The organism is Fibrella forsythiae, from assembly GCF_017353175.1.
GTDB classification, from domain to species: domain Bacteria; phylum Bacteroidota; class Bacteroidia; order Cytophagales; family Spirosomataceae; genus Fibrella; species Fibrella forsythiae.
The window spans coordinates 26,812-49,387 of the sequence record NZ_JAFMYW010000006.1; the positions used below are offsets into that span (position 1 = coordinate 26,812).

Here is a 22,576-nt window from a genome sequence, read left to right on the forward strand (position 1 = left end):
CTTTTACGCTATCCTGTCAAGCCTCGCGGATGAAAAATATCAATTTCGTCGGTGCTTACGACTCAATCATCTCAGCATCAGCGATGATGTAATTCAGTTCGTAAATATTATCGGCGTTCAGTTTCAACGTTCCCCGAAACGTGCGGCGTTCGTCGGTCTTGAACTTACGACCTGGCTTCTTGAACTTCAGCGAAACAACCGACTCCGGGCCGGCACCACCACAGAAGAAGCAGGCCGAGTACGGAAAGGCAGATAACACATATACATTCGATTCCAGATCGACGGGAAGAACGTACCCGGTCAGTTCAACGGGCTTGCCACTCATCTTCTGAATCGCGGGCCCAAACGTAGGATAAAGCATGTAAACCGACTCTTCGGCATACCACTTCTTCTTGAACGTTACATCCCGGAGCGATTCCCAGGATAGTTTTACCGGGTCAGCAGCCTTCGGGGCGGTCAACGCCGGTGCCAGTGATGATACGGCTACAGGGCGAAAACTCACTAACCCAATACTCAGAAATAAAACAGCAGCGATGAAGCGTGGCATACTTAAGTAGGTTTTTTGAGGAACTGAAAGGTAAATGTGTAAAGTTTATTAGTTTTACTTGTAACAACGCGACCAGCCACAAGCCAGTGCCCGTTATACTCAACGAACATCCCGATTTTTCGCCTGCAAGCCGTCATTCACAGGAGGAGCCTATCCGGCTTACCCGCCTGTATACAGCTACGCTGCTTGGCCTGGCCCTACTCCTGACCATTGCCGAAGTGATTACACAGTGGCAAATTGATAAGTTCCAGGACGAATTGTGGCTAATCAGATATACGGCTACACAACGGCATCAGAGCCAGCAAATTGCAAAAAAAGCGCTACAGTTAGCCGATACGCGCGACTCCACTACCTTCCGGGCCATTCAATCTGAACTTGGCACTTTGTTCAGCGCCATTGAGCGGTCGCATCTGGAAGGCCGTCAGGGGCTCGTTCGCGATTCCATCGGGCGGCGGTCGACCCGAATGATTGAAAACAGCCCGGAAGTTAAGCAGCGCTACCAAAATGTGAAACCCCACTTCGAGGCGTTACAGACAAGTATTCGCCAACTGATCGCTTTAAAAGAGCCCGAACAGATAAAAAGTGTGAGCGGACAGGCCAGTCTGAAGCTGCTATTGGCCAATGAAAACCCATTCCTGGAGAAAATTGATCTGGTGGTTCGGCAATACACGGCTGAACTTCGGCAAAACCTGACCCGATTACAGCGCGTGGAGCTTTGGCTGCACCTGCTCACTCTGTGTACCCTGATTGGCATCGCCTACTTCATTTACCGGCCTGCAGCCCGTCGGCTTCGTCAAACGATCGACCGCCTTGTCGACGCGGAGAAACGCACCACTGATGTAAACCGTAAGCTGACATCGGCCAATAAATCGCTGAAGAAGGCCCGTCAGCAGCTCTTCGATGCCACCAAACTTCAGTTTCAGCAGCAGATTAATGAGCAAAAATCGCGAACGGCCTATTTGATGGCAGGGCAGGAAGAAGAACGCAAGCGCCTGTCGCGTGAGTTACACGATGGCCTGGGGCAAATGCTGACTGCCATTAAATTACAGGTGGAGGGACTGGAGGCCCGGCTGACGAATGAAGGAGTAACCAATTCAAACTTATCAGCCCTGAAAACGTTAATAACGCAGACGATTCAGGAGACACGGTCAATCTCGAACAACCTGATGCCCAGTGTGCTTAGCGATTTTGGTCTGATCCCGGGATTACGGATGCTGGTGGAAAGTCACAACCGTGCGGAACATGAAGGAGGCAGCCCCTTACGCATTACGCTTCAGGCCGACGAATGGTTGTCTGATAGTGCACACCGGCTGGATAAAACAATAGAAATCACGCTGTATCGTGTTAGTCAGGAGGCGGTTACTAATGCAATCAGGCATGGCAAAGCGTCCAAGATCGATATTCAGCTGTTTGAAAAGGACCAATACCTACACTTGACCATTACCGATAATGGGGCGGGATTTAAAACCCAACGGTTAGTAAAAGAACCACATGGACAGGGGGTACACAATATCCATGAGCGAATAAAACTGCTCAATGGTATCTTTAAATTAACCTCAACGCCTGGGAAAGGCACTAAACTGAAAGTCAGTATTCCCTATCACTCCCAATTGATATCTCACGATTATGATCAAACTAATGCTGGTTGACGATCACGCCATTGTGCGCGACGGTGTACGACTACTGCTCGAACAAAACGATGGATTATCCATCATCGACGAAGCCAACGATGGTGAAGAAGCCCTGGAAAAACTGAAAGCACACCAGGCCAACAACACATTGCCCGACGTGGTCTTGCTCGATATTTCGCTCCCGGGTATGTCTGGTATTCAGGCAGCGCAACAAATTACCCGGCTGAATAAAAATGTTCGGGTGCTGATGCTCTCGATGCACAACAACGAAGACTACATCCTTCGGGCTGTTGAAGCTGGGGCCACGGGTTATATCCTGAAAGATTCGTCGAGCGATGAAATGATTAAGGCCATCAAGACAGTGGCGACGGGCGAAAAATATTTCAGCTCGCCAGTGGCTACCATCATCCTGAACGGCTACATGCAACAAATGCGCAAAGACCCCGCCAGCACAGCCGGCGGTGGAAAAGCGCGCCGGTCAAAACTCTCGAAGAAGGAGAAAGAGATTCTGAGTCACCTGATCGAAGGACTAAGCAGCCGCCTGATTGCGGAGAAACTACAACTGAGCGTACGTACTGTTGATAACCACCGGGCCAACATGATGCGCCGCTTGCAGGTACGTAACGCCGCCGAACTGGTACGGATGGCCGTTGAAGAGAAACTCGTTTAAGTAAGCTACCTACAACTTACTGGATCTTGATAGTCCGCGAGCTTAAGCCAGCTCAGACTTATTTAGCGTAAATTCTTGATTAAACTGAAGCCCTGAAGCCCGGCAATGTTGGCGTTTAATGCGAACATTGCCGAACTTTAGGGCTTCATCTATTTTGATTACAGTTATGCGCATCTCCCTGTCTCTCATACCAGTTACCCTTACAGCCGGTTTTCTCCTCTTCTCCACTCTCAGCTATGGTCAATATGGCGGCGGATACGGGGGTGGATATGGCGGCGGCGGTTATGGCGGAATGGGACGTGGCGGCATGGGGGGGAATATGGGCGGAGGCGCCAATTTTAAGCCATCAATGCCCAACATTGCCGGCGAAATGGCCGCCCGGGAAACGAAGTGGATGAAAGAAAAACTTGATCTGGACAAAGACCAGGCAAAGACGATTAAATCATTGAATAACGATTACGCCAAACTTCAGCAGGAGGCCATCAAGGAGATTGTTGGCTCAGATGGCGGCAAATCGAACCCTCAGGCAAAAGACCAGATACATGATGCCATGATTATGTATAATGAGGAGAAGGAGGATAAATACAAGACTGTACTTACCCCTGAGCAATGGGTACGTTACCAGACCCTGAAACCGGAAATGCAACGCGAGATTGGCGGAATCCGCCCTCCGGCACCAAAAGGCATGATAAAAGACTCTACGGCATCAGCTAAACAGTAGCAATGCCCTCCTCCGTTGCTACAACAACGTACCCGGCTAACCAGCTTCGGAACCCTTTCCCGTATTCTTTCTGTTAACAGACTACTTCAAAGCCGGCCGCCATGCCGGTTTTTCAGTTTAATTATTACTCTATTTAGTCAATCGAATAACAACACTATTAATTTCTAAGCCATGTCACTCCGTTTAGGCGATATCGCCCCCGATTTCACAGCCAATACCACCGAAGGTCCAATTCATTTCCACGAATGGCTGGGCAATTCATGGGGTATGATCTTCTCACACCCCGCCGATTTCACTCCCGTTTGTACGACCGAATTGGGCCGTACGGCTCAGCTCAGCGATGAGTTTGCCAAGCGCGGCGTGAAGGTGATTGCCGTAAGCGTTGACCCGATCGATCAGCACCACGAATGGGTGAAAGACATTAACGAGGTAAACAACACCACGGTGAACTTTCCGCTGATTGCCGACGAGAACCGCGAAGTAGCTACCCTATATGATATGATTCATCCGAACGCCAGCGAAAAGGCAACGGTACGTTCGGTGTTCATTATTGGGCCCGACAAAAAAGTCAAACTGACCCTGACGTACCCAGCATCAACCGGCCGTAACTTTTTCGAGATTCTACGTGTCATCGATTCGCTGCAACTAACGGCCAACTACTCGGTTGCTACCCCCGCCGACTGGCAGGAAGGTGAAGACGTAATAGTTACCCCTGCCGTTCCGAACGATCAACTGGACGCTAAATTCCCGAAAGGCGTCACGTTTGTGAAACCATACCTTCGCAAAACTCCGCAGCCAAATAAGTAACGGATCAGCTGGTGTGGTTGGCAGGCTTCGCGCAGGTACGTTACCTGACCCAACCCGTTGTCCGCTACGGCCAACCCGTTGACCGCTGCCTACCTTTTTTTCAACCCTTTGGCATATTGGCTTGTTAGAGATTGGTATCACAATCAACTCAGCGTCATGCCAAAGAATTTGAATCCTCAACACGATGAAGGCCCGGTAGCAGAGGCCATCGAACAACAGACCGCCAAGCTCCCATCTGATATCTTCCTGTGGGGAGGCATTGGGGCGCTGGCAACGGCCGCGGCTTTTTTCAGCACTGGCAAACGGCACGAAGCGCTGCTGGTAGGTCAGTGGGCGGCTCCCATTCTGATTCTCGGCTTGTATAACAAGCTCGTTAAACTGGAAGGGTCAAACTAGACAATACGGCCTTTATTGCCGATCAAAAGCGGTTGTTCTATCCGGAACAACCGCTTTTTGTATGTTTGCACTCCAATTCACTCACCGCCTATGAAGCCATTCGTTCTGCTCCGGTTCATCTATCACCAATACAAGCGGTTGATCTGGCTGGGAGCGGGCGTTCTGGTAATAGGCACACTTATCTGGCGACTTACCAGGCCAGCCGACGTAATGCACTGGCGGTTTATCGATGGATACGGCGTCAAATTTCCGACCCGATACACCGTTCATGGCCTCGATGTATCGCGGCATAACAACCGGATCAACTGGGATAAGGTGGCGGCAATGAACGAGGGCGAAGTACGCATGCAGTTCGTTTTCATCAAAGCTACCGAAGGTGCTACACTGGGGGATCCCACGTTTGCCAAGAACTGGAAAGAAGCGAAGCGCGTTGGATTGCGCCGGGGAGCCTACCATTTTTATCATCCCACCCGCGACCCGCTCAAACAAGCAGCAAACTTTATAAAACGGGTGTCGCTCCAGTCGGGCGATCTGCATCCGGTGCTTGATTTTGAAGTTACTAATGGTGTGGCCGACGATAAAATCATTGCCGACCTTCACCTCTTTCTTGATGCGCTGGAAGCAGCGTACAACGTCCGTCCCATCATTTATACAAACCCCAGCCTGTATAAACGGTTTATCAAAGACAATTTCGACGTGTATCCGCTTTGGATCGCCGATTATTCCAAAACAAATTTGAACCGCTACGATCCGGATAAGCTATATATCTGGCAGCATAATAAGAGCGGTTGGGTGAAAGGGATTCGCGGCTTTGTAGACCTGAACACCTTTGTGATGGACCCTGACCGGATAACCGAATTGTGTATTGATTAACTGGCAGAAAGTATGCAGATCAACTCTTTTTTCGCAGGAAATCTGCAATTGGGTGAAGGAATTTACGTCGATGAACGGCATAACCACGTCTGGTGGGTCGATATCACCGAACGCCGCATTTACCGTTCTAACCTTGCCGGTAACGAGCTTCATGTTTGGCAAACGCCTGAACTAGTGGGCTTTGTGCTGCCGCATCCGGATGGAGAGCGGTATTGGCTGGGGTTAAAATCGGGACCGCACGCTGCCCGTCTCATCGAGCAGCGACCAGTTGAACTGGAACGCCTGGCAACCGTTGATGCCGACTCGGCGACGATTCGGGTCAACGACGGCAGCCTGTCTGCCGATGGACAATCACTCTACGTTACCACGATGGATATGGACGTTGAGCGGCCGCTTGGGCGATTGTTATGCTACGACCAGCGGGGGCACGCCACGGAACTATCAACCAATTTCATTATCAGCAACGGTCCGGCTGTTTCGGCTGGTAAACAGGCTGTCTATGTAGCAGAATCAGAGGGGCACGAAGGCCGCCAAAAAGGCGTATATCGTATTGATTTACAAGGCACTACACCCATCGAATCACTACTTATCGAATGGCCGTACGAAGGTTCGCCCGATGGTGTATCAACCGGTGAGTCAGGTACGTTGTGGGTAGGTACGTATGGCGGGAATCATATCCGGCAGTTCACTACGGGTGGCCAGTTACTGCGTACCATTGAGTTACCAGCCTTGAACGTCACGAAGGTTGCCTCGGCCGGTACGACGTTGTACGTAACCTCGGCCGCCGATGGCGTTTCTGATGAGAAACGTCGACAATACCCACTCACTGGGCACGTACTGATACTTGATGACGTAGAATAATCGCCGATATTCGCATTGCTTTTTAATTGACTACAACCATGTTGACCAATCACTCCTTCCTTAACTTACCTGCCTACACCCAACTGAAGGCTCATTTCGACGCCACCGAGTCGACGCATTTGCGCGATCTGTTCGCCGAAAACCCCGACCGCTTCAACCAGTTTTCGCTCCGCTTCGAGGATATGCTGGTCGATTTCTCGAAGAACCGAGTCACTACCGACACCATGTCGCTGCTTCGTCAGCTGGCCGAGCAGGCTGGCCTGTCAGAGGCGATTAACAAAATGTTTACTGGTGATACGATCAACGGAACTGAGGGCCGGGCGGTGTTGCACGTTGCGCTTCGTAACCGCTCGAATACGCCAATACTGGTCAATGGTGAGGATGTTATGCCCGATGTTAATGCCGTGCTCGATCATATGCGTGACTTCTCCGAGCAACTGGGCGCAGGTACGTGGAAAGGGTACACGGGCGAGGCGATCACCGACATCGTAAACATTGGTATTGGCGGGTCAGACCTGGGTCCGGTGATGGTAACCGAAGCCCTGAAGCCCTACGCCCGGCCAAATCTGCGGGTGCACTTTGTGTCGAACGTAGATGGCGTTCATATCTACGAAACGCTGCAGCAGGTACGTCCTGAAACAACCCTGTTCATGATTGCCTCAAAGACATTCACCACGCAGGAGACAATGACCAACGCTGGCTCGGCCCGGCAATGGTTCCTCGATAACGGAGGCACCACAGAAGGCATAGCCCGTCATTTTGTTGCCATCTCGACCAACGAAAAAGCGGTGACTGAGTTTGGCATCGACGCCGCCAACATGTTTGGTTTCTGGGACTGGGTGGGTGGTCGTTACTCGCTCTGGTCGGCCATTGGGTTATCCATTGCCTGTTATATCGGGTTCAACAACTTCGCCGACCTGCTGGCGGGTGGTCACGCCATGGACGAGCATTTTCGCGATACGCCGCTCGAGCAAAATATTCCGGTTACGCTGGCCCTGCTTGGCATCTGGTACAACAATTTCTTCGGCGCTCAGTCGCAGGCTATTTTACCGTACGATCAATATATGCACCGGTTCGCCGCTTATTTTCAGCAAGGCGATATGGAGAGTAACGGCAAATCCGTTGACCGCGACGGTGTGCCAACTGACTATCAAACCGGGCCAATTATCTGGGGCGAACCTGGCACAAACGGGCAGCATGCCTTCTACCAGCTGATCCATCAGGGAACCAAGTTAATTCCCTGCGATTTCATTGCACCGGCTGTTAGCCAGCACCCGATGGGCAGCCATCACATGATGTTGCTGTCGAATTTCTTTGCGCAAACCGAAGCCCTGATGAATGGAAAAACGGAGGAAGAAGCGGCTGATGAGCTGAAAAAAGCAGGCAAATCGGCGGAAGAAATCGCTCAAATTGCTCCGTTTAAGGCATTTTCGGGAAATCGGCCAACCAATTCGTTTTTGCTTAAGCAGATCACACCCAGGGCATTGGGTAGTCTGATTGCGATGTATGAGCATAAGATTTTTACCCAGGGCGTGATCTGGAACATCTTCAGTTTTGATCAGTGGGGCGTAGAGCTGGGCAAGCAACTGGCCAACAAAATTCTACCTGAGTTGGCGTCTGATACACCCGTTAGCAGCCACGACAGTTCTACAAATGGCCTGATTAACATGTATAAGCAAATGCGGTAGGCAGAAAACAATCTAATAATTCTATAGGTTAAAGAGGCGTGGTTTCGATCACGCCTTTTTTAGTGTCCAACATAAAAACGTTATGAAGATGAACAAGGTACTTTTAGCTGTCGGCTTACTGTCGGCAGGCATGGCAGTAGGCCAGAGTCAGACGACGAAGTCAACGTCGACAACAACCAGCACGTCGAATTACAACACGTCGAATACGAACAACGAGAACAGCCGGAATGCTACGATGGGAACAAACAGTAGCACAGACCGGCCCTACTCGACAACGGGTAGTTCGTACAACAGCAACGGCTCAACCTCAGGTATGGGCAGAACGGGCTCGTCAACGGGTTCATACAGCAACTCATCAACAACGGGCAGCAACAGCTACAACAATAGTGGCATGAACACCGGTATGTCTACGGGCTCATACAGCAGCACGACCACACCGGGTACGTACAACAATAGCACGTCGGGTTATGGTACATCAACCACTACACCATCGACAAACGGTAGCTATAACACGAATAGCATGGATAATTCGTCGACAACGACGCCATCAACTACTGGTAGCTATAACACCAACAGCGTAGGCACAGGTACGTCGGCCACTACACCAACGACCAGCGATTACAACACAACAGGTACGTCGGTAACAACGAACAGCACCTATTCAACCGAAACAACAAGCCCGGCCCGGACGAAAGATTACAAGAACTTCGCCTACGGTATTTACGCCGGTTTGAACTCAACACGTTTCCGCGGCGAAAGCATTAACACCGACAATCCATCAGGCCGTATTGGTTATCAGGCTGGTTTCTTCGTACGGGGTGGCGGTCGTCTATACGGTCAGATTGGTGCAGAATATTTTGCATCGAGCTCGAATTATTTCCGTCCAGGCGATGGTCAGTCAGCCGCTGCCATCCGCGACCAGATCAATATCCAGTATATCCAGATTCCGGTATACATCGGTTTCAAGCTAACGGAATCAGACCGTGGTATTTCGGCCATTCGGTTGCAAGTGGGTGCTGAATATGCCAACCGCATTAGCTCATCGAGCGGACAGTTCAACCTGAGCAATTCAGAAATCAAAAGTGGTTCGTTCAACGCACTGGGTCAACTGGGTTTTGACATCGGTCCATTCCTGATCGATCTGACCTACCACCACGGATTGAGCGATGCCGTACAGATCAACACCTTCCAGGGCTCATCGCGCCGTATCCTGAGCGCCAGCGTAGGGTTTAAGTTCTAGAACGCAGTCTAGGTTAGTGCAGCAGGTACATTATGTATCGGCAAAAAGGGCCACCTTGCCAAGGGTGGCCCTTTCTATTTCTATAGATTCAGTAGATAATTCTACAAACAATCTGGCAAAATGGCCGGTTGTAAAAGTGAATTAGGCTTACCAACTCAACAACGTTATGAAAAAGCAAGTACGGGCCATTACGCTGGTAGCCTTCTCGATGGGGGCCAGCCTGCTTTGCGCCAACACCGCGATAGCACAGCGCTACGATGACAACCGCGTCGACGATCGTCGGCGGGTAGATGACCAATATGACCGTCGCGATGATCGACGCGATGACCGCCTGAGCGACCGTGAGCGCGAGTTACGCGATCGGGAGCGTCAGTTGCGGGACCGTGAAAGAGAGCTACGCCGTGATGACCGGCGCGACGACCGCCGCGGCGATGACGTTGATGCCCGCCTCGACAGCCGTCGCGATTTCCGGAGTCGTCAGTTGTCAGACCCACGGTACGACAATGACTACCGGGACAGAAACTCGGGTCGGCAATACGGAATTGAAGACCTGAGCAAAGCGTATGATGAAGGGTTCGACGATGGCCAGAAGTCATCAGAAAAGCAGGCAAAGCAAGAACATCGCGAAAACTACAAGAACTTCACACTCGGTATTTATGGTGGGGCAAACTCGACTCGCTTTCAGGGAGAGACGATCGACGCCAACGGCAATGCAACTGGTTTGGCTGGCCGCCTGGGCTATCAGCTTGGTTTCTTCGTACGGGGTGGCGGCCGGTTCTATGGCCAGATCGGTGCGGAATACTTAACGTCAAGCTCCGAGTTTTACCGGGCGGGCGACGGAAGCACGGTTAAAGACATTACCTCCAATGTTGACCAGAAGTACCTGCACGTACCTGCCTACGTTGGCGTTAAGCTGGCGCAGTCTGAGCGGGGCGTATCGGGTATTCGCCTGCAGGTGGGTGCCGAATTTGCTACGCCACTGGGCGGTAATAACAGCGTCTTGAACCTACAGCGCAGCGATTTCAATGATGCCACGCTGAATGGTCTGGCCAATATTGGTTTCGATGCGGGTCCGCTTTTCCTCGACTTCGTATATCATCACGGTTTCCAGAATGTCTTACGCGACAACACATCGAACTCGCAACGCCGCATTCTGGGAGTAAACCTGGGATTCAAATTTTAATTGGGTCGGCTTAACTGGCCCAATCAGCCATTGGTTCGGTAGAAAACCAAACCAATTCATACAAAACGGGGGTTATCAGAGCGAATCGGCCTGTTAACCCCCGTTTTGTATGAATACACTCTTCCCCATCTTCGTAAAACTAGACCAGCTTCAAACCTTGATTGTGGGTGGTGGGTACGTTGGTCTGGAAAAACTAACGGCGGTGTTGGCCAACTCGCCCGCTGCACCCGTCACGCTGGTGGCGCCCGAGATTCGCGCCGAGATTTACGAATTAGCCGGTCATCACCCGGCCGTGACACTTGTGGTAGACAGCTACCAGCCCGATTTCCTGAATGACAAAGACATTGTAATTGTTGGCACCAACGATAAGGCCGTAAACAGACAGGTGCAGGCAGATTGTAAAGCGCGTAAGATTCTGGTCAATGTGGCAGATACACCACCGCTCTGCGATTTCTATTTAAGTTCGGTCGTAAAAAAAGGCGACCTCAAGATCGCCATTTCGACTAATGGTAAGTCGCCTACGTTTGCCAAACGCTTTCGGGAGGTTCTGGAAGAGATGCTTCCCGATTCACTGCAGGAGACACTCGATAACCTCACTGCCATTCGTAAACAGCTAACGGGCGATTTTCAGGCCAAAATGGATCGCCTTAATGAGATTACGAAGGTGTTGAAATAAAAGATTAGCATGAAGTGGTCATTGGTAGTAGTCCATCATTGTTTGTACGACGACCGACTACCAATTAATAGTTTCATGACATTTTCTAATTCGTATACGCATCAACCATTTTCTTGATGGTTGTCCATCGGCGGCGTGATATAGATAGTCGTTCGCCCGTGGTGAGCAGAACATAGGCTCCAGTCTGGTCGCGTTCAACCCCAACAACGTAGCGGGCATTGACCAGGCAATTACGGTGCAGGCGTAAAAAGAATTGTGTGGGGAGTTTTGGCTCGTAAAACTTAAGCGTACGGGGCATTAACATCCGTTTCCCGTCTTTCCAGTTCAGCCAGGTGTAGTTTGTCTCAGACTGCAGGTAAATAAGATTGGCTACCGAGAAAGACTGTTGTCCGCATTCGCGTTGATAGAGCCGTAATGAGGGCCATTCGTCAAAGCCGATCCGACTAGAAACATGGGCAGAGGAAGTAGCAGTTGCCATAATTAGTTATCAGTACCTTGAGTTGGTTAAATAGATGTGTCAAATCTATAGCGATCTTCAACTGAAAACTACTGTAACTGTCGTTGTTGTAGGCTACTGAGTATATGTGGTATGTAAACGCGCCTTGTTTGTATGCCAAAAGCACTCCATCAAAAGTGAAGCCAATTGGGTAATCCAGGTGACTTGTGGCCCAGTATGACGAAATAAACCAGGGCGGCAAGTATGCCGTAACCAATGGCCAGCCATTTTTTCTTTTGCGTGAACAAGGCAACGTTATGGTGGTAATCATACACCATCGATGCGGTCAGGCCGGCGATCATCATACAGAAAGACAACATCCCCAGATCAGTCCTGTAAAAACGGAGTGAGGCTAAGATGGGCGCTCCGGCCATGATATATAGCAGCCAGCAACCAAAGCCCGCCCGGTACAGATAGACACTGAGCCGAGGGTCATTTTTTAGGTCGAATAAGTCGTTTGAAACTTTTTCGGACATGCGCTTTGTCTGTTTAACAGATTGAAGATACGTTCTTTTCACGATTGTGTCAAAACCGTCAACTATGAACACACCAGACGCTACACCAGTGGCCCCCACTTATAACACAATGACCGTCGATTTAGTACGGGTTGATGATGCTTTTCATTTTGCCGCAACCGGCGTTTCCAATGTCACCCTTGATATTGACGGCTCTGCCGATATTGGCGGGCACAATGCGGGCGCACGGCCCATGGAAATGCTTTTAATGGGTTTGGCTGGTTGTAGCGCCATTGATGTGATTGTGATCTTGAACAAACAAAAACAGGTCATCGATGATTTCAGGATCCAGGTACGTGGTCAGCGGGAAGCGGGGGCTACACCGGCTCCGTTCAAAGCGATTCACATCGAATATCAACTGAAAGGTCCGCTCGATGAAGCCAAAGTTCGGCGCGCCATCGATCTGTCGATGGATAAATACTGCTCGGCTACCGCGCAGCTACGCCCCACTGCCGACATTACGTGGTCATTGGTACTGGAAAGCTAATTGATACCTACCAACGCGTTGCAGACTCGTACTCAGCCAGGTCAGTAACACACGACAAACAGGCAACCTTTTGCCAATGGCACGCATTCAGTTTGGTCCAGAATTTGTAGCCTGTTGGCTGAAACAAACCTAGTTACTACCATGAAAAACATACTGATGGGCCTGGCCCTGGCTGCTACACTTTCATCAGCTGCTTTTGCCGGCGGCGTTACCAATGAAAAGAAAGCGAAGAAAGCTAAAGCAGAGAATTGCGAGAAAAAGTGTGAGAAAGGATCAGGTGGGCCATCGTGCTGCATGAAAAAAGCGCAGGCTTAAGTACCTGACCACTTGAGTCTGAAAGGCTCATTACGTAGTTTGCTCCACACAGCGAATTAGGTAATGAGCCTTTTGCGTTGGTTTTTACTAACTTTCAAGCCCCTTTACAGTTCCTTTTCTAAGCACATTAATCAACCTATGGCCAAGCGCAAAACTACCGCAGTGGCGGACAGTACCCCTACCCTTCCTGAATTGCCCCCGGTTGAACAAGCTATTGACACACCGGCTGGCCCTTATTCACGATTTACTGACCTCGATATTCACCTGTTCCGGGAAGGCAAACACGCCCGTCTGTACGAAAAATTCGGCTCGCACGTAGTGACACACAACGGTGTAGTGGGTACGTACTTTGCCGTTTGGGCACCTTCTGCCAAGTATGTGTCGGTAATCGGCAACTTCAACGGCTGGGATAAGGGAAGCGCCGCCATGAACGTTCGCTGGGATTCGTCAGGTATTTGGGAAACCTTCATTCCAAACATTGGCAACGGCGAAACGTACAAGTACTTTATTGTACACGAAGGTGGCCGCGAACTGGAGAAAGGCGATCCATACGCGCACCTCTGGGAAGTGCCACCCCTTACGGCTTCGCGCGTGTGGGACACCTATTACGAATGGAACGACCACGAGTGGATGTCGACCAGAGCCGAGAAAAATGGCCTTAACAAGCCAGTTTCTACGTATGAGGTACACATGGCCTCCTGGAAACGCGACCCATCGAACCCCGAGCGGGAACTGACCTACGGTGAGATTGCCGATACGCTGGTTCCTTATATTCAGGAGATGGGCTTCACCCACGTGGAGTTCATGCCTGTGATGCAATATCCCTACGCGCCTTCGTGGGGCTATCAGGTGACGGGATATTACGCACCCAGTAGCCGGTTTGGTCATCCGCAGGATTTCATGCGCCTGGTTGAGCGGCTGCACCAGGCAGGCATTGGCGTTATCCTCGACTGGGTGCCGGCTCACTTTCCTGGCGACGCCCATGGTCTGTATGAGTTCGACGGCACCCACCTGTATGAGCATCCGGACCCACGTAAAGGCTATCACCCCGACTGGAAATCGTATATCTTCAACTATGGCCGCCCTGAGGTACGTTCATTCTTATTGAGTAACGCCATGTTCTGGCTGGATCGCTGCCACGCCGACGGTTTGCGGGTCGATGCCGTAGCCTCAATGCTCTATCTCGATTACTCGAGGAATGCGGGCGAATGGGAGCCCAACGTATTTGGCGGCCGCGAGAACCTGGATGCGATTTCGCTCTTCAAAGAGATAAACGAAGCCGTGTATCGGGAATTCCCGGACATTCAGATGGTGGCCGAAGAATCAACGGCTTTTCCGGGTGTCTCACGACCTATCTACACGGGTGGCCTGGGTTTTGGCATGAAGTGGATGATGGGCTGGATGAACGATACCCTCCGTTATTTCGAGCGGGAGCCGATCAACCGGAAATACCATCAGAACGAACTGACCTTCAGTACGATTTACGGCTTTTCAGAAAATTACGTGCTGCCTCTGTCGCATGATGAGGTTGTGTATGGCAAACACTCGCTCGTGAGCAAAATGCCGGGCGATGAGTGGCAACGGTTCGCCAATCTACGTTTGTTATACACTTACATGTTCACCCACTTCGGTACAAAACTACTGTTCATGGGTGGCGAATTCGGTCAAACGTCGGAGTGGAATTTCGAACAGAGCCTCGACTGGCACCTGCTCGAACATGCCCCTCACAAAGGCATGGCGGAATGCGTAAAAGCCCTGAACCAGCTCTACCGCACCGAACCCGCCATGTATGAGCGTAGCTTCAGCCCCGACGGTTTTCAATGGATTGACACGACCGACCACGAAAACAGTGTGGTGACGTACCTGCGGCGCGGCGAAAAACCGGAGGAAACCCTAATCGTTGCCCTGAATATGACGCCCGTTCCGCGTCCGGGCTATCGGATGGGCGTTCCGTTGAACGGTTTCTACGGCGAAATATTCAACTCCGACAAGGCTGATTTTTACGGCAGTGGCCTGCTCAACCCGGCACCGGTCCAGACAGAAGAGACGCCCATGCATGGTCAGTCCTATACGCTACCGGTCACACTACCACCACTTGGGGGCATAGTGCTGAAGTGGATCGAGTAAACAACGTATGGGATAACCAACCAACAATGTGGCAACCAGCAGGCTGGTTGCCACATTGCATTTTAGCCGAAGCCGATGTTCTGCAGGTTATGGCCTATCTAATTTTCTTTTGTACAGAAGCGTTAAAACCCGCCTGAAGCGGGTCATTACCGATGCGGCTGCGGTAAGTTTTGTAAACAACCTACTTACTTTACGGCTTTTGTAAGCAGCTTTTGCTCAAAAATCACCAGCATGTTCACAATTGATACCCGCCCACTTGGCCCTATTGAAGGCACTAAACCATTAACTGATTACGTCCTTATCAATAAAGAAACCGGCGAATGGGCCACCATCTTACCTGAGTTTGGCGGAATTCTGCGACAATTGGTACTCCGTAAAGGCGACATCCGATACACGCTGATCAACAGTCCCGGATCGGCTCAGGCGTTGCTTGCCGATGAAACCTATGCCAGCGCATTGCTATACCCCTTCCCCAGCCGGGTGTTTCAGGGTATTTATCGGTTCGAAGGGTTAGCATATGCCCTGCCTATGAATGAAACAATGCGCAATAATGCCCTTCATGGCTTTGTTCATGGGAAACCATTTCGGGTGGTCCGGCAGGAAACTACCCCCAGTCATGCGCTGTTGGCTATCGTTTATGATTACGCCGGCGACGTACCTGGCTATCCGTTCCCGTTTTCGCTCACCGTCACTTATGTTCTCTCGGCTCAGGGGCTCACGTTGGCGTTCGAAGCCCTGAATACGGGAACCACGCGCAGCCCGGCTGCTTTTGGCTGGCACCCTTATTTCACGCTTAACAACGCGCCCACCGACGACCTGACGCTTACAATGCCGATTAAATCCGTGATTACGCTTGACGAGCATATGATTGCCAATGGCAGGCAACCGGTTGGCGACGACCGGCTGGGTACGTTTAGTCTGAACAACGTTGAACTGGATACGCCATGGGTAGCAGCGTTCAGCGAAGTTGATGGGCAGAAGCAAGCCAAAACAGTGCTTCAATGGCCATCGGAAGGTGTCTCGTTAGCCATTACCCAGAGCGACTCGCTGGGGTACATCGTTGTTTATACTCCCTCCCGCCGCGACAGTATTGCCATTGAACCGCAAACCGCCAACGTAAATGCGTTCAATAATGGGGAAGGATTGACCATTCTAAGCCCCGGCGAAACTCTAAGCGGCGAGATCCAACTCCAACTCTCGTAGCACATGTTTGAGCGCTAATGGAGAACACGAGGCAAACGAAACCCCGGTGAACAAGCAAGAAACTTGCCTGTTGCTGCCAGCAACCTCTCCGAACGCAGCCGGTACAAGCTGTGAACACCCAACTTTACACCAGCCATCAGCAAATTTGGTCGGCATGGATCAGCAACGAGTTTCCAGCCATACGCATTCGACGATTGGGTTTCAATAAACCGAAACAGCCAGTAATAAAATGCCGTGACATTCCCAACGGAGGGTTAGCACCCAGACGGTTTTCGGTTTCCCTACCATGACACTTCCTTAAGCAAGGTGTTCCGATCAAATCTCATGTTGAAGAAGCCGCGTCAAGTAGGCCCTAGGGAGGGCTGCTTGGTGGAGTTCGGTATACTGGAAGATTGGTTCAATTCTAAGCCCATAACCGCAAAAGGGATAGCGGTGCTAGAGTGAGATGAGCAGATTGCCTCTGATTTAAGCGCCAATGCTACTTACGTTGACGCAGAAGTGGGTACGAGTATAGTTGTGCAGATGAAGCTATATTGACGAACTCATTCGTTCCCTATATACCAAGCCATGCCGTTTCAGCTATCCATCCCCGATGAGTCGCCCGTAAGACTGCTCGTCGTGGAGGATGAAATGAACTGAAAATATCGGGTGCGGTCAGTATGGACGAGAAAGGAAACCTGACTGCCAAAGGTGATCTGGGACAGCAAATAAAAAATTGCTACGCCGCTGAATTACCCACTTCTGCGCCCCTACGTTTGCCTTTCTATCGGGTACGTCCATCTACCTTCAAAGTTTACGAAAATCGCACAGGGAGTTGAGTCTGTTCCTGCTGAAACGGGGCCTATGGCTCATTGTAGCCGAGGTCCTCCTGATTGCGCCGGCGGACACGTTTACCCTGTTTAATCCCATCACACTGGCCGTTTTCTGGTCGATGGGCATCAGCATGGTGTTCATGGCCGGGCTGACGTAGCTGCCGTTCCGGACCATACTCAGCATTGGTCTAGCGATCGTTTTAGGCCATAATCTGCTGGATGCGGTGGAACAGGCGCCGGGATTTACATCGGTTTTTTGGTGGGCGCTGTGTCATGGTAGCAGTCACCGTGTGTTTGATTACGCGCCTGGTCGGGTCATTGTGGTACTGTACCCGTTTCTTCCCTGGCTGGGGCTCATGATGCTGGGCTACTGCCTGGGCCGGTTGTTTGAGCCAGCGGTTTCGGCCAGGAAGCGTCAACAGTGGCTGGTTTATCTCGGTGTCGGAGCCATTGGGCTATTCGTGGGCCTGCGTTGGCTGAATACATACGGCGATCCCTTCCCCTGAAGCGTCCAGAAAGACGGCCTCACCACGTTGTTCTCGTTCCTGAAAGTACATAAATACCCGCCATCGCTTCTATATATGTGTATTACGGTGGGGCCGGGACTACTGGGACTGGCGTTACTGGAGAATGTAAACAACCGCGCTAATGGCGTACTACGGACGAACGGCCTTTTTTTATTACACAATCCATTGGTTTGTCTTGCATACCCTGCGCATGCTAGTCTTTTTTGCCGCTGGCCACACCATGACAGAGGCCGATAAAGTGCTGCAAACCATACCGGTGCGATTTGTGCTACCCGGCGAGGGAGGCTACAATCTTGGTGGTTTACCTCATCTGGATAGCCGTTGTCGCGTCGTTGTACCCTCTGTGTCGCTGGTTTGATGCCTACAAGACATCGCACAAAGAGCAGTGGTGGCTAAGCTATTTGTGATCAATCCATTTGGGTATCACGTCCTGAAACAGGTACGTTACGGCCTCGCGGCCTTCTAACGTACCCAACCGGCTCGCGGCTCAGAATCGGCTTCTAAGCCTAGTCCATACTGCCGGGGAATCGCTCTTAAAACAGTCAAACCAACCAGTCAAACTCATGAAACATCTCCTGATTTCGCTGTCTGCACGTTGGATACTGGTTAGCCTCGGCCTGTCGGCCTCTGCGCAGGCTCAGCAAACGGCAACGCCTCAACTCAAAAGCATCCACCTGCAGGATATGCTACGCGCCAGCCAAAACCGGGTGCAGAGCATGGGCATTTTGCATCAGCATGCCTGAATTGGCTATCGATGTCGATATAGCACTGTCGTTAGGGTTAATCGTCAACGAGTAGGTGAGCAATGCACTCAAATACGCCTTTCCCAATCAGCAGTCGGGCTGGGTACGTATCGAATTAACTGACTTCAGCGCAGACCACCTCCGGCTCGTCGTGGCCGATAACGGTGTGGGCAAAACCAACATCACGTCGCCGGGGACTGGCTTCGGCACGCAGTTAGTGACTCTCCTCACCCGGCAACTCGACGGCAACTTGAGGCAAGATACCACGCAAGGCACCGCACGGGGCATCAGCATCACACTCGACTGTTCCCGCACTCGATGACGTATACCTCAACGACAAAGCCGCCCCCGACCGGGGTCTAGTTTTCTGACTCTTCGGTTGTTGTAAACAGGGCCCTTACTAGATGAGAGAAGCCGTTCCGTTCTGCCGGGGATGTACACGGTTGCGGCAAACTCATTAAAGGCAGCAACTGATACGCTGTCGCTGACAAATAGCCACATCGGGTAGTTGACGGGTTGATGAGCGCTAACGAACAACGATGACCTTCCCATACGGGGCTGCTGACAGCTAAGTAACCATAGGATCAAGTCGCTAGGTACGTTGCACACCAACCAAAACGTATTGTCGAACAGACACTGACCTGTCGACTGGGCCGTGAAACACCAACGAAAGATTCGTTATTCTGTTGCCGGTAACGTGGAATGCCCACTTGCATGAACGAAACACCCAACGCCACAAAGGGCTGATGGTGAACGAAAGATAAGCTAGAACGCAGGTACGTGACAACCTTTACACCTTCGTTCGTGTTGGGTGCCGCCTTGAACTATCGACCAGTTTCCTGTCCCAGGTAAGTGGACCCCGCAGCACTGACCAACAACGCACACTACCGAATAAGCCGAGAGAGGCCGACGCAGGTCAAGCCGAGGCAGTTACACGACGCGAGCCAAATATGTTATACTGCCATGTTTATAAAGGCACTCACCTACTTTATCGGATTTTGCATCAGTCCAACTAGCTCGATTACTTCACAAACGCCTGTACTACGAGTAGCCTCTTTGAAATAACCAATTGTACCCAGTTGAATTCGCGAACGATGGTAAGCTCGCATTCTAGGATTTGAAATCCACATCCGAGCAATGCCCTCTGGCAATACTTCCCCTTCTAGAAGTAAATCGCCGTACTCATCCTCAAATTCAGGACAAATCATGAAAACGCCCGTCATCTCGTGGTCAGCACACTCGTACCAGAAATCGGTACGAATGCCTTGATGAGGTAAGCTGTAACGACCGCCTTCTTCCTGACTGTAAAAACGATAACGTACTTTAAAGTCTTCAGAGTGGCCTCTTAGTTGTTGATAGGGTTTATGCATAAAAAGGTATGACTTGTCTACCCAAACGCATTTGCCCACGTGCGATCTAGCAGACTTTGACCTGTCACAGGACAGAGGAAACGTCAGAAAAAGCGCGATCTTCAATGGACATTGACCTGTCGACCGGTACGTGCCCACGCCACTCGCATGAACGGGTCACCCAATGCCACGAAGGGCTCATGGGAGTCGCTTTACTCACAGCAAGATACGCTCCCTCGACCTTTTCACCCTTACCTTTGTTGGGTTGCGGCGTTGTAGACTCCAAGTGATCCCTGTCCCAGATAAGTGGACCCCGCAACGCTAATCACAAACCTACAATCCACTGAAGCCGAAATAGGCTGAAACACGTCAAATCTATGGCAATAGATCATCTTTCGTATCGGCTCAATCTGCTTTTGGGGTTTTGCGAATAAAAAAGCAGGAAGGGCCCCTATTAAAGCTTGACATGACAAAATGATTGTTGTTAACCGGCGTGATGGTAAACTTCTGATCAGGCGGAAATAGGGTGAGAATTTTATCAATTGAGTCATAACGCCAGTTGCCCTTAGCTTCAATACTACCAACCTGCATAGTAAAAAAACCGTTTTCGTCAAATTTGATACTTATCTCATACAGGTCATTGGCTCGATCTTGTGTGCCAATCCAATCATCTATAAAGTACTTTGTTGTCATGGTCTGGCTAGATGTGGCAATCTTAAGTTGAATAGCCTATCATACGAGAAAACGCCCTTGTCAACGTTCTGGCCATAAGACTTTAGCCTGTCGCCAAGTACGTGGCAAACCAAAAATACGGTCACTATCAATCCGTTACCCTGTCGCCGGTGACGTAAAACGCACACTCATATGAAAGGTTCACCCAACGATCCCATGTGGTGATGAGCGCGTAGCGCGACATTTACACAGATGTACAGTTGGGCTGTTCGCTTTGACATAGGACGTGCTGCTTATCGCCGGAAACCTACCCACACAGAGCGCACAAAATGCAGAAATCCGCTGAAATCAAGTTTCTATTTACCCCTTTTAGTATTAGCCGTATTGAGAAAATTCACCGTCGCGTCAATGGCGGATTGGGCCTTAGGATTGGCGGCTGTCCAAATAGGTCCCAAGTGATCCAGACCTGGCAGATCAACCAATTGACATGCCCTACCAGCCGCTTTGAGCTTGTCGGCCAGTAAAATACCGTGTTGGCGGATGGCATCCTTCTCTGAGATAATGACTAAACTAGGCGGATAGTCACCAAAGTTATCAGCCAAAATAGGCGACGCTAATGGGCTATTGGGGGCGGCCCCGCCTAAATACATGTTACTAACTAAACGATACTCCCCACCGCCAGGTGCCCCCTCTCGTAAATCAATGCCCGGATTGACGAATACCATCGCCAGCGGACGCGCCGGTTTCCCCTCCTGCTGTCGTTTAACCTGTAAGGCAGCAATAAATAAGCCACCCGCACTGTCGCCAACCAGACTTACACGATTTGGGTCGCCCCCTAGCCGTTGGGCATTTGCCGTGATCCAGTTCCAAACCGCATAGGCGTCGTTGATGGATGTTGGAAATGGATGTTCAGGGGCCAGCCGGTAATCAACAGAGACAACAATAGATTGTGTACGATTGCATAAAATGCGTGAGATGTTCATATCCGGCCCTGGCGACCAGATAAAAGCACCTCCATGCACATTATACAGAATGGGTAAGTTGCGTCTGCCGGTAGGGTAATAGATCTGAATTGTTACAGAATCAGCACCGACGGCTATTTTGCGGGCTTCGGTTTTATACACCTCGCTCAACGGAACTTTCGTTTGTCGATAATCTTCATCCATATAACCGCGCACCTGCTCGACAGTTGGCGGGCCGTTCTGAGCAAACAGCCTAAATGAATTCAATAATAGTGTTAATAAGAACAGGGTGCGAATGAGTATTTGCATAGTTATTAAGTTCCAAAAGTTATAACTCAAGGCGACATGACTTATCAGCCGCAACCCGCCGAACGAGCAAAGATTTACCCTCTGCGGCCTGCAACCTGTTGCCCACGACCCCGCCTTGCAAGCTAATTTGTGGGCTGAATCAATCAACGCATGCAAAGGCTGATGGTGCACTACAAGATAAGCCACAATCAGGTACGTTATACCTTTACAACCTTGCCTGCGTTGGGCTGCCGCGTTAAACGTTCCAAGAGTCCCCTGTCAGAGGTAACACGCCACAGCAACGCTAAGCCCTATCTCTAGGCTTCCATAGAACGAAATTCTCAATTTCGTCATCAGTTTGTTCATCAACCCATTGCCAGTTCAGGTACGTTGCAATTTGTACCAGGACGTTTTGAACAATCTGAAAATCTACAGTAGGATCTTTAGCACAGACGATTGAGACTAAGTTCGTACGCGTACCGCTGTCAAGCGATGACCAACTATGAATCTGGTTAGCAAACAAAAGGGTAATGTTAGTAAATACCGTGAACTGCTTACTATTCGTAAAAGAAAACTTTTCCTTTTGCTCGAATTGAGACAAAGACTTAATAAAATCAGTCAGTTGCTGAGTATCGAAATCAACGCTAAGTTGTTCGTCGTGGTAAATATTGAGGTAGTAGTATCGATCTGACCGCATGATTTACAAAGAGAAAAATAGCTGTATCTGTCCCCGGTAATTGTAGAGATCATAATTGATATACGTGTCGACCAAAACCCTGCCCACTAG

27 protein-coding genes are annotated in these 22,576 nt (G+C 50.5%); 20 read left to right on the plus strand and 7 right to left on the minus strand.

The genetic code is table 11. The features are described from left to right. Window positions 1-55 precede the first annotated feature (55 nt). A complete protein-coding gene (locus J2I46_RS18810) occupies window positions 56-547 on the minus strand; it encodes a DUF3299 domain-containing protein (RefSeq protein ID WP_207330611.1) in 492 nt (163 codons plus the stop codon). Window positions 548-633: 86 nt separating this feature from the next. Here J2I46_RS18810 and J2I46_RS33350 point away from each other — a divergent pair, with 86 nt between their 5' ends. The 11 genes from J2I46_RS33350 to J2I46_RS18865 all read left to right on the plus strand — a co-directional run bounded on the left by J2I46_RS33350 (window position 634) and on the right by J2I46_RS18865 (window position 11,293). Next, complete coding sequence (locus tag J2I46_RS33350; protein ID WP_310589052.1) at window positions 634-2,196, plus strand: sensor histidine kinase; 1,563 nt, start codon at window positions 634-636, stop codon at window positions 2,194-2,196. Further along, the gene (locus J2I46_RS18820; protein WP_510186070.1) at window positions 2,174-2,848 is read left to right on the plus strand and encodes a response regulator transcription factor; all 675 of its coding nucleotides are present in this window, start codon (window positions 2,174-2,176) and stop codon (window positions 2,846-2,848) included. The genes J2I46_RS33350 and J2I46_RS18820 overlap by 23 nt, the downstream gene beginning before the upstream one ends. 166 nt (window positions 2,849-3,014) lie before the next feature. Beyond that, a complete protein-coding gene (locus J2I46_RS18825) occupies window positions 3,015-3,569 on the plus strand; it encodes a DUF4890 domain-containing protein (RefSeq protein WP_207330612.1) in 555 nt (184 codons plus the stop codon). A 171-nt stretch (window positions 3,570-3,740) separates the two neighbouring features. Beyond that, entirely contained in the window at window positions 3,741-4,376 is a 636-nt protein-coding gene (locus J2I46_RS18830; RefSeq protein WP_207330613.1) for a peroxiredoxin, read from the plus strand. Between the two features lie 156 nt (window positions 4,377-4,532). Beyond that, window positions 4,533-4,772, plus strand: a complete 240-nt coding sequence (locus tag J2I46_RS18835) for a hypothetical protein (protein WP_207330614.1) — start codon at window positions 4,533-4,535, stop codon at window positions 4,770-4,772. A gap of 90 nt (window positions 4,773-4,862) precedes the next feature. Further along, complete coding sequence (locus J2I46_RS18840) at window positions 4,863-5,645, plus strand: glycoside hydrolase family 25 protein (protein WP_207330615.1); 783 nt, start codon at window positions 4,863-4,865, stop codon at window positions 5,643-5,645. Window positions 5,646-5,657: 12 nt separating this feature from the next. Next, complete coding sequence (locus J2I46_RS18845; RefSeq protein ID WP_207330616.1) at window positions 5,658-6,506, plus strand: SMP-30/gluconolactonase/LRE family protein; 849 nt, start codon at window positions 5,658-5,660, stop codon at window positions 6,504-6,506. A gap of 38 nt (window positions 6,507-6,544) precedes the next feature. After that, complete coding sequence (gene pgi / locus J2I46_RS18850) at window positions 6,545-8,194, plus strand: glucose-6-phosphate isomerase (protein ID WP_207330617.1); 1,650 nt, start codon at window positions 6,545-6,547, stop codon at window positions 8,192-8,194. A gap of 88 nt (window positions 8,195-8,282) precedes the next feature. After that, a complete protein-coding gene (locus J2I46_RS18855) occupies window positions 8,283-9,434 on the plus strand; it encodes a porin family protein (protein ID WP_229379844.1) in 1,152 nt (383 codons plus the stop codon). A 166-nt stretch (window positions 9,435-9,600) separates the two neighbouring features. Next, window positions 9,601-10,617, plus strand: a complete 1,017-nt coding sequence (locus tag J2I46_RS18860) for a hypothetical protein (RefSeq protein WP_207330619.1) — start codon at window positions 9,601-9,603, stop codon at window positions 10,615-10,617. Window positions 10,618-10,726: 109 nt separating this feature from the next. Continuing rightward, window positions 10,727-11,293: a precorrin-2 dehydrogenase/sirohydrochlorin ferrochelatase family protein gene (locus J2I46_RS18865; RefSeq protein ID WP_207330620.1), complete on the plus strand. Its 567-nt coding sequence runs from the start codon at window positions 10,727-10,729 to the stop codon at window positions 11,291-11,293. Between the two features lie 85 nt (window positions 11,294-11,378). Here the strand turns inward: J2I46_RS18865 and J2I46_RS18870 are convergent, their stop codons facing one another. Together J2I46_RS18870 and J2I46_RS18875 are read right to left on the minus strand one after the other, a co-directional pair. Beyond that, complete coding sequence (locus tag J2I46_RS18870) at window positions 11,379-11,771, minus strand: LytR/AlgR family response regulator transcription factor (protein WP_207330621.1); 393 nt, start codon at window positions 11,769-11,771, stop codon at window positions 11,379-11,381. Window positions 11,772-11,920: 149 nt separating this feature from the next. Further along, window positions 11,921-12,265, minus strand: a complete 345-nt coding sequence (locus J2I46_RS18875) for a hypothetical protein (protein WP_207330622.1) — start codon at window positions 12,263-12,265, stop codon at window positions 11,921-11,923. Between the two features lie 64 nt (window positions 12,266-12,329). Here J2I46_RS18875 and J2I46_RS18880 point away from each other — a divergent pair, with 64 nt between their 5' ends. The 9 genes from J2I46_RS18880 to J2I46_RS18910 all read left to right on the plus strand — a co-directional run bounded on the left by J2I46_RS18880 (window position 12,330) and on the right by J2I46_RS18910 (window position 18,840). Further along, window positions 12,330-12,791, plus strand: a complete 462-nt coding sequence (locus tag J2I46_RS18880) for an OsmC family protein (RefSeq protein WP_229379845.1) — start codon at window positions 12,330-12,332, stop codon at window positions 12,789-12,791. Window positions 12,792-12,932: 141 nt separating this feature from the next. Continuing rightward, on the plus strand, window positions 12,933-13,106 hold the full coding sequence (locus J2I46_RS18885; RefSeq protein ID WP_207330623.1) for a hypothetical protein: 174 nt from the start codon (window positions 12,933-12,935) through the stop codon (window positions 13,104-13,106). 138 nt (window positions 13,107-13,244) lie between these two features. Further along, window positions 13,245-15,233: a 1,4-alpha-glucan branching protein GlgB gene (gene glgB, locus J2I46_RS18890; RefSeq protein ID WP_207330624.1), complete on the plus strand. Its 1,989-nt coding sequence runs from the start codon at window positions 13,245-13,247 to the stop codon at window positions 15,231-15,233. Between the two features lie 231 nt (window positions 15,234-15,464). After that, on the plus strand, window positions 15,465-16,436 hold the full coding sequence (locus tag J2I46_RS18895; RefSeq protein ID WP_207330625.1) for an aldose 1-epimerase: 972 nt from the start codon (window positions 15,465-15,467) through the stop codon (window positions 16,434-16,436). A gap of 814 nt (window positions 16,437-17,250) precedes the next feature. Further along, window positions 17,251-17,406 (plus strand): hypothetical protein, encoded by a 156-nt coding sequence (locus J2I46_RS32885; protein ID WP_229379846.1) that lies wholly within the window; start codon window positions 17,251-17,253, stop codon window positions 17,404-17,406. Between the two features lie 132 nt (window positions 17,407-17,538). Next, window positions 17,539-17,754, plus strand: coding sequence for a heparan-alpha-glucosaminide N-acetyltransferase domain-containing protein (locus J2I46_RS32890; RefSeq protein ID WP_310589053.1), 216 nt, complete (start codon window positions 17,539-17,541; stop codon window positions 17,752-17,754). Between the two features lie 142 nt (window positions 17,755-17,896). Next, window positions 17,897-18,133, plus strand: coding sequence for a hypothetical protein (locus J2I46_RS32895; RefSeq protein ID WP_229379847.1), 237 nt, complete (start codon window positions 17,897-17,899; stop codon window positions 18,131-18,133). A 205-nt stretch (window positions 18,134-18,338) separates the two neighbouring features. Continuing rightward, the gene (locus J2I46_RS18905) at window positions 18,339-18,518 is read left to right on the plus strand and encodes a hypothetical protein (protein ID WP_207331022.1); all 180 of its coding nucleotides are present in this window, start codon (window positions 18,339-18,341) and stop codon (window positions 18,516-18,518) included. Between the two features lie 55 nt (window positions 18,519-18,573). After that, on the plus strand, window positions 18,574-18,840 hold the full coding sequence (locus J2I46_RS18910; RefSeq protein ID WP_207330626.1) for an ATP-binding protein: 267 nt from the start codon (window positions 18,574-18,576) through the stop codon (window positions 18,838-18,840). Window positions 18,841-19,501: 661 nt separating this feature from the next. On the opposite strand, the gene J2I46_RS18915 is transcribed toward J2I46_RS18910, so the two are convergent. The 4 genes from J2I46_RS18915 to J2I46_RS18930 form a co-directional block, all read right to left on the minus strand. Next, a complete protein-coding gene (locus J2I46_RS18915) occupies window positions 19,502-19,888 on the minus strand; it encodes a hypothetical protein (protein ID WP_207330627.1) in 387 nt (128 codons plus the stop codon). A gap of 384 nt (window positions 19,889-20,272) precedes the next feature. Next, window positions 20,273-20,560: a hypothetical protein gene (locus J2I46_RS18920; RefSeq protein WP_207330628.1), complete on the minus strand. Its 288-nt coding sequence runs from the start codon at window positions 20,558-20,560 to the stop codon at window positions 20,273-20,275. A gap of 335 nt (window positions 20,561-20,895) precedes the next feature. After that, complete coding sequence (locus tag J2I46_RS18925) at window positions 20,896-21,810, minus strand: alpha/beta hydrolase (protein ID WP_207330629.1); 915 nt, start codon at window positions 21,808-21,810, stop codon at window positions 20,896-20,898. A gap of 283 nt (window positions 21,811-22,093) precedes the next feature. Further along, a complete protein-coding gene (locus tag J2I46_RS18930) occupies window positions 22,094-22,486 on the minus strand; it encodes a hypothetical protein (RefSeq protein WP_207330630.1) in 393 nt (130 codons plus the stop codon). Between the last annotated feature and the right edge of the window lie 90 nt (window positions 22,487-22,576).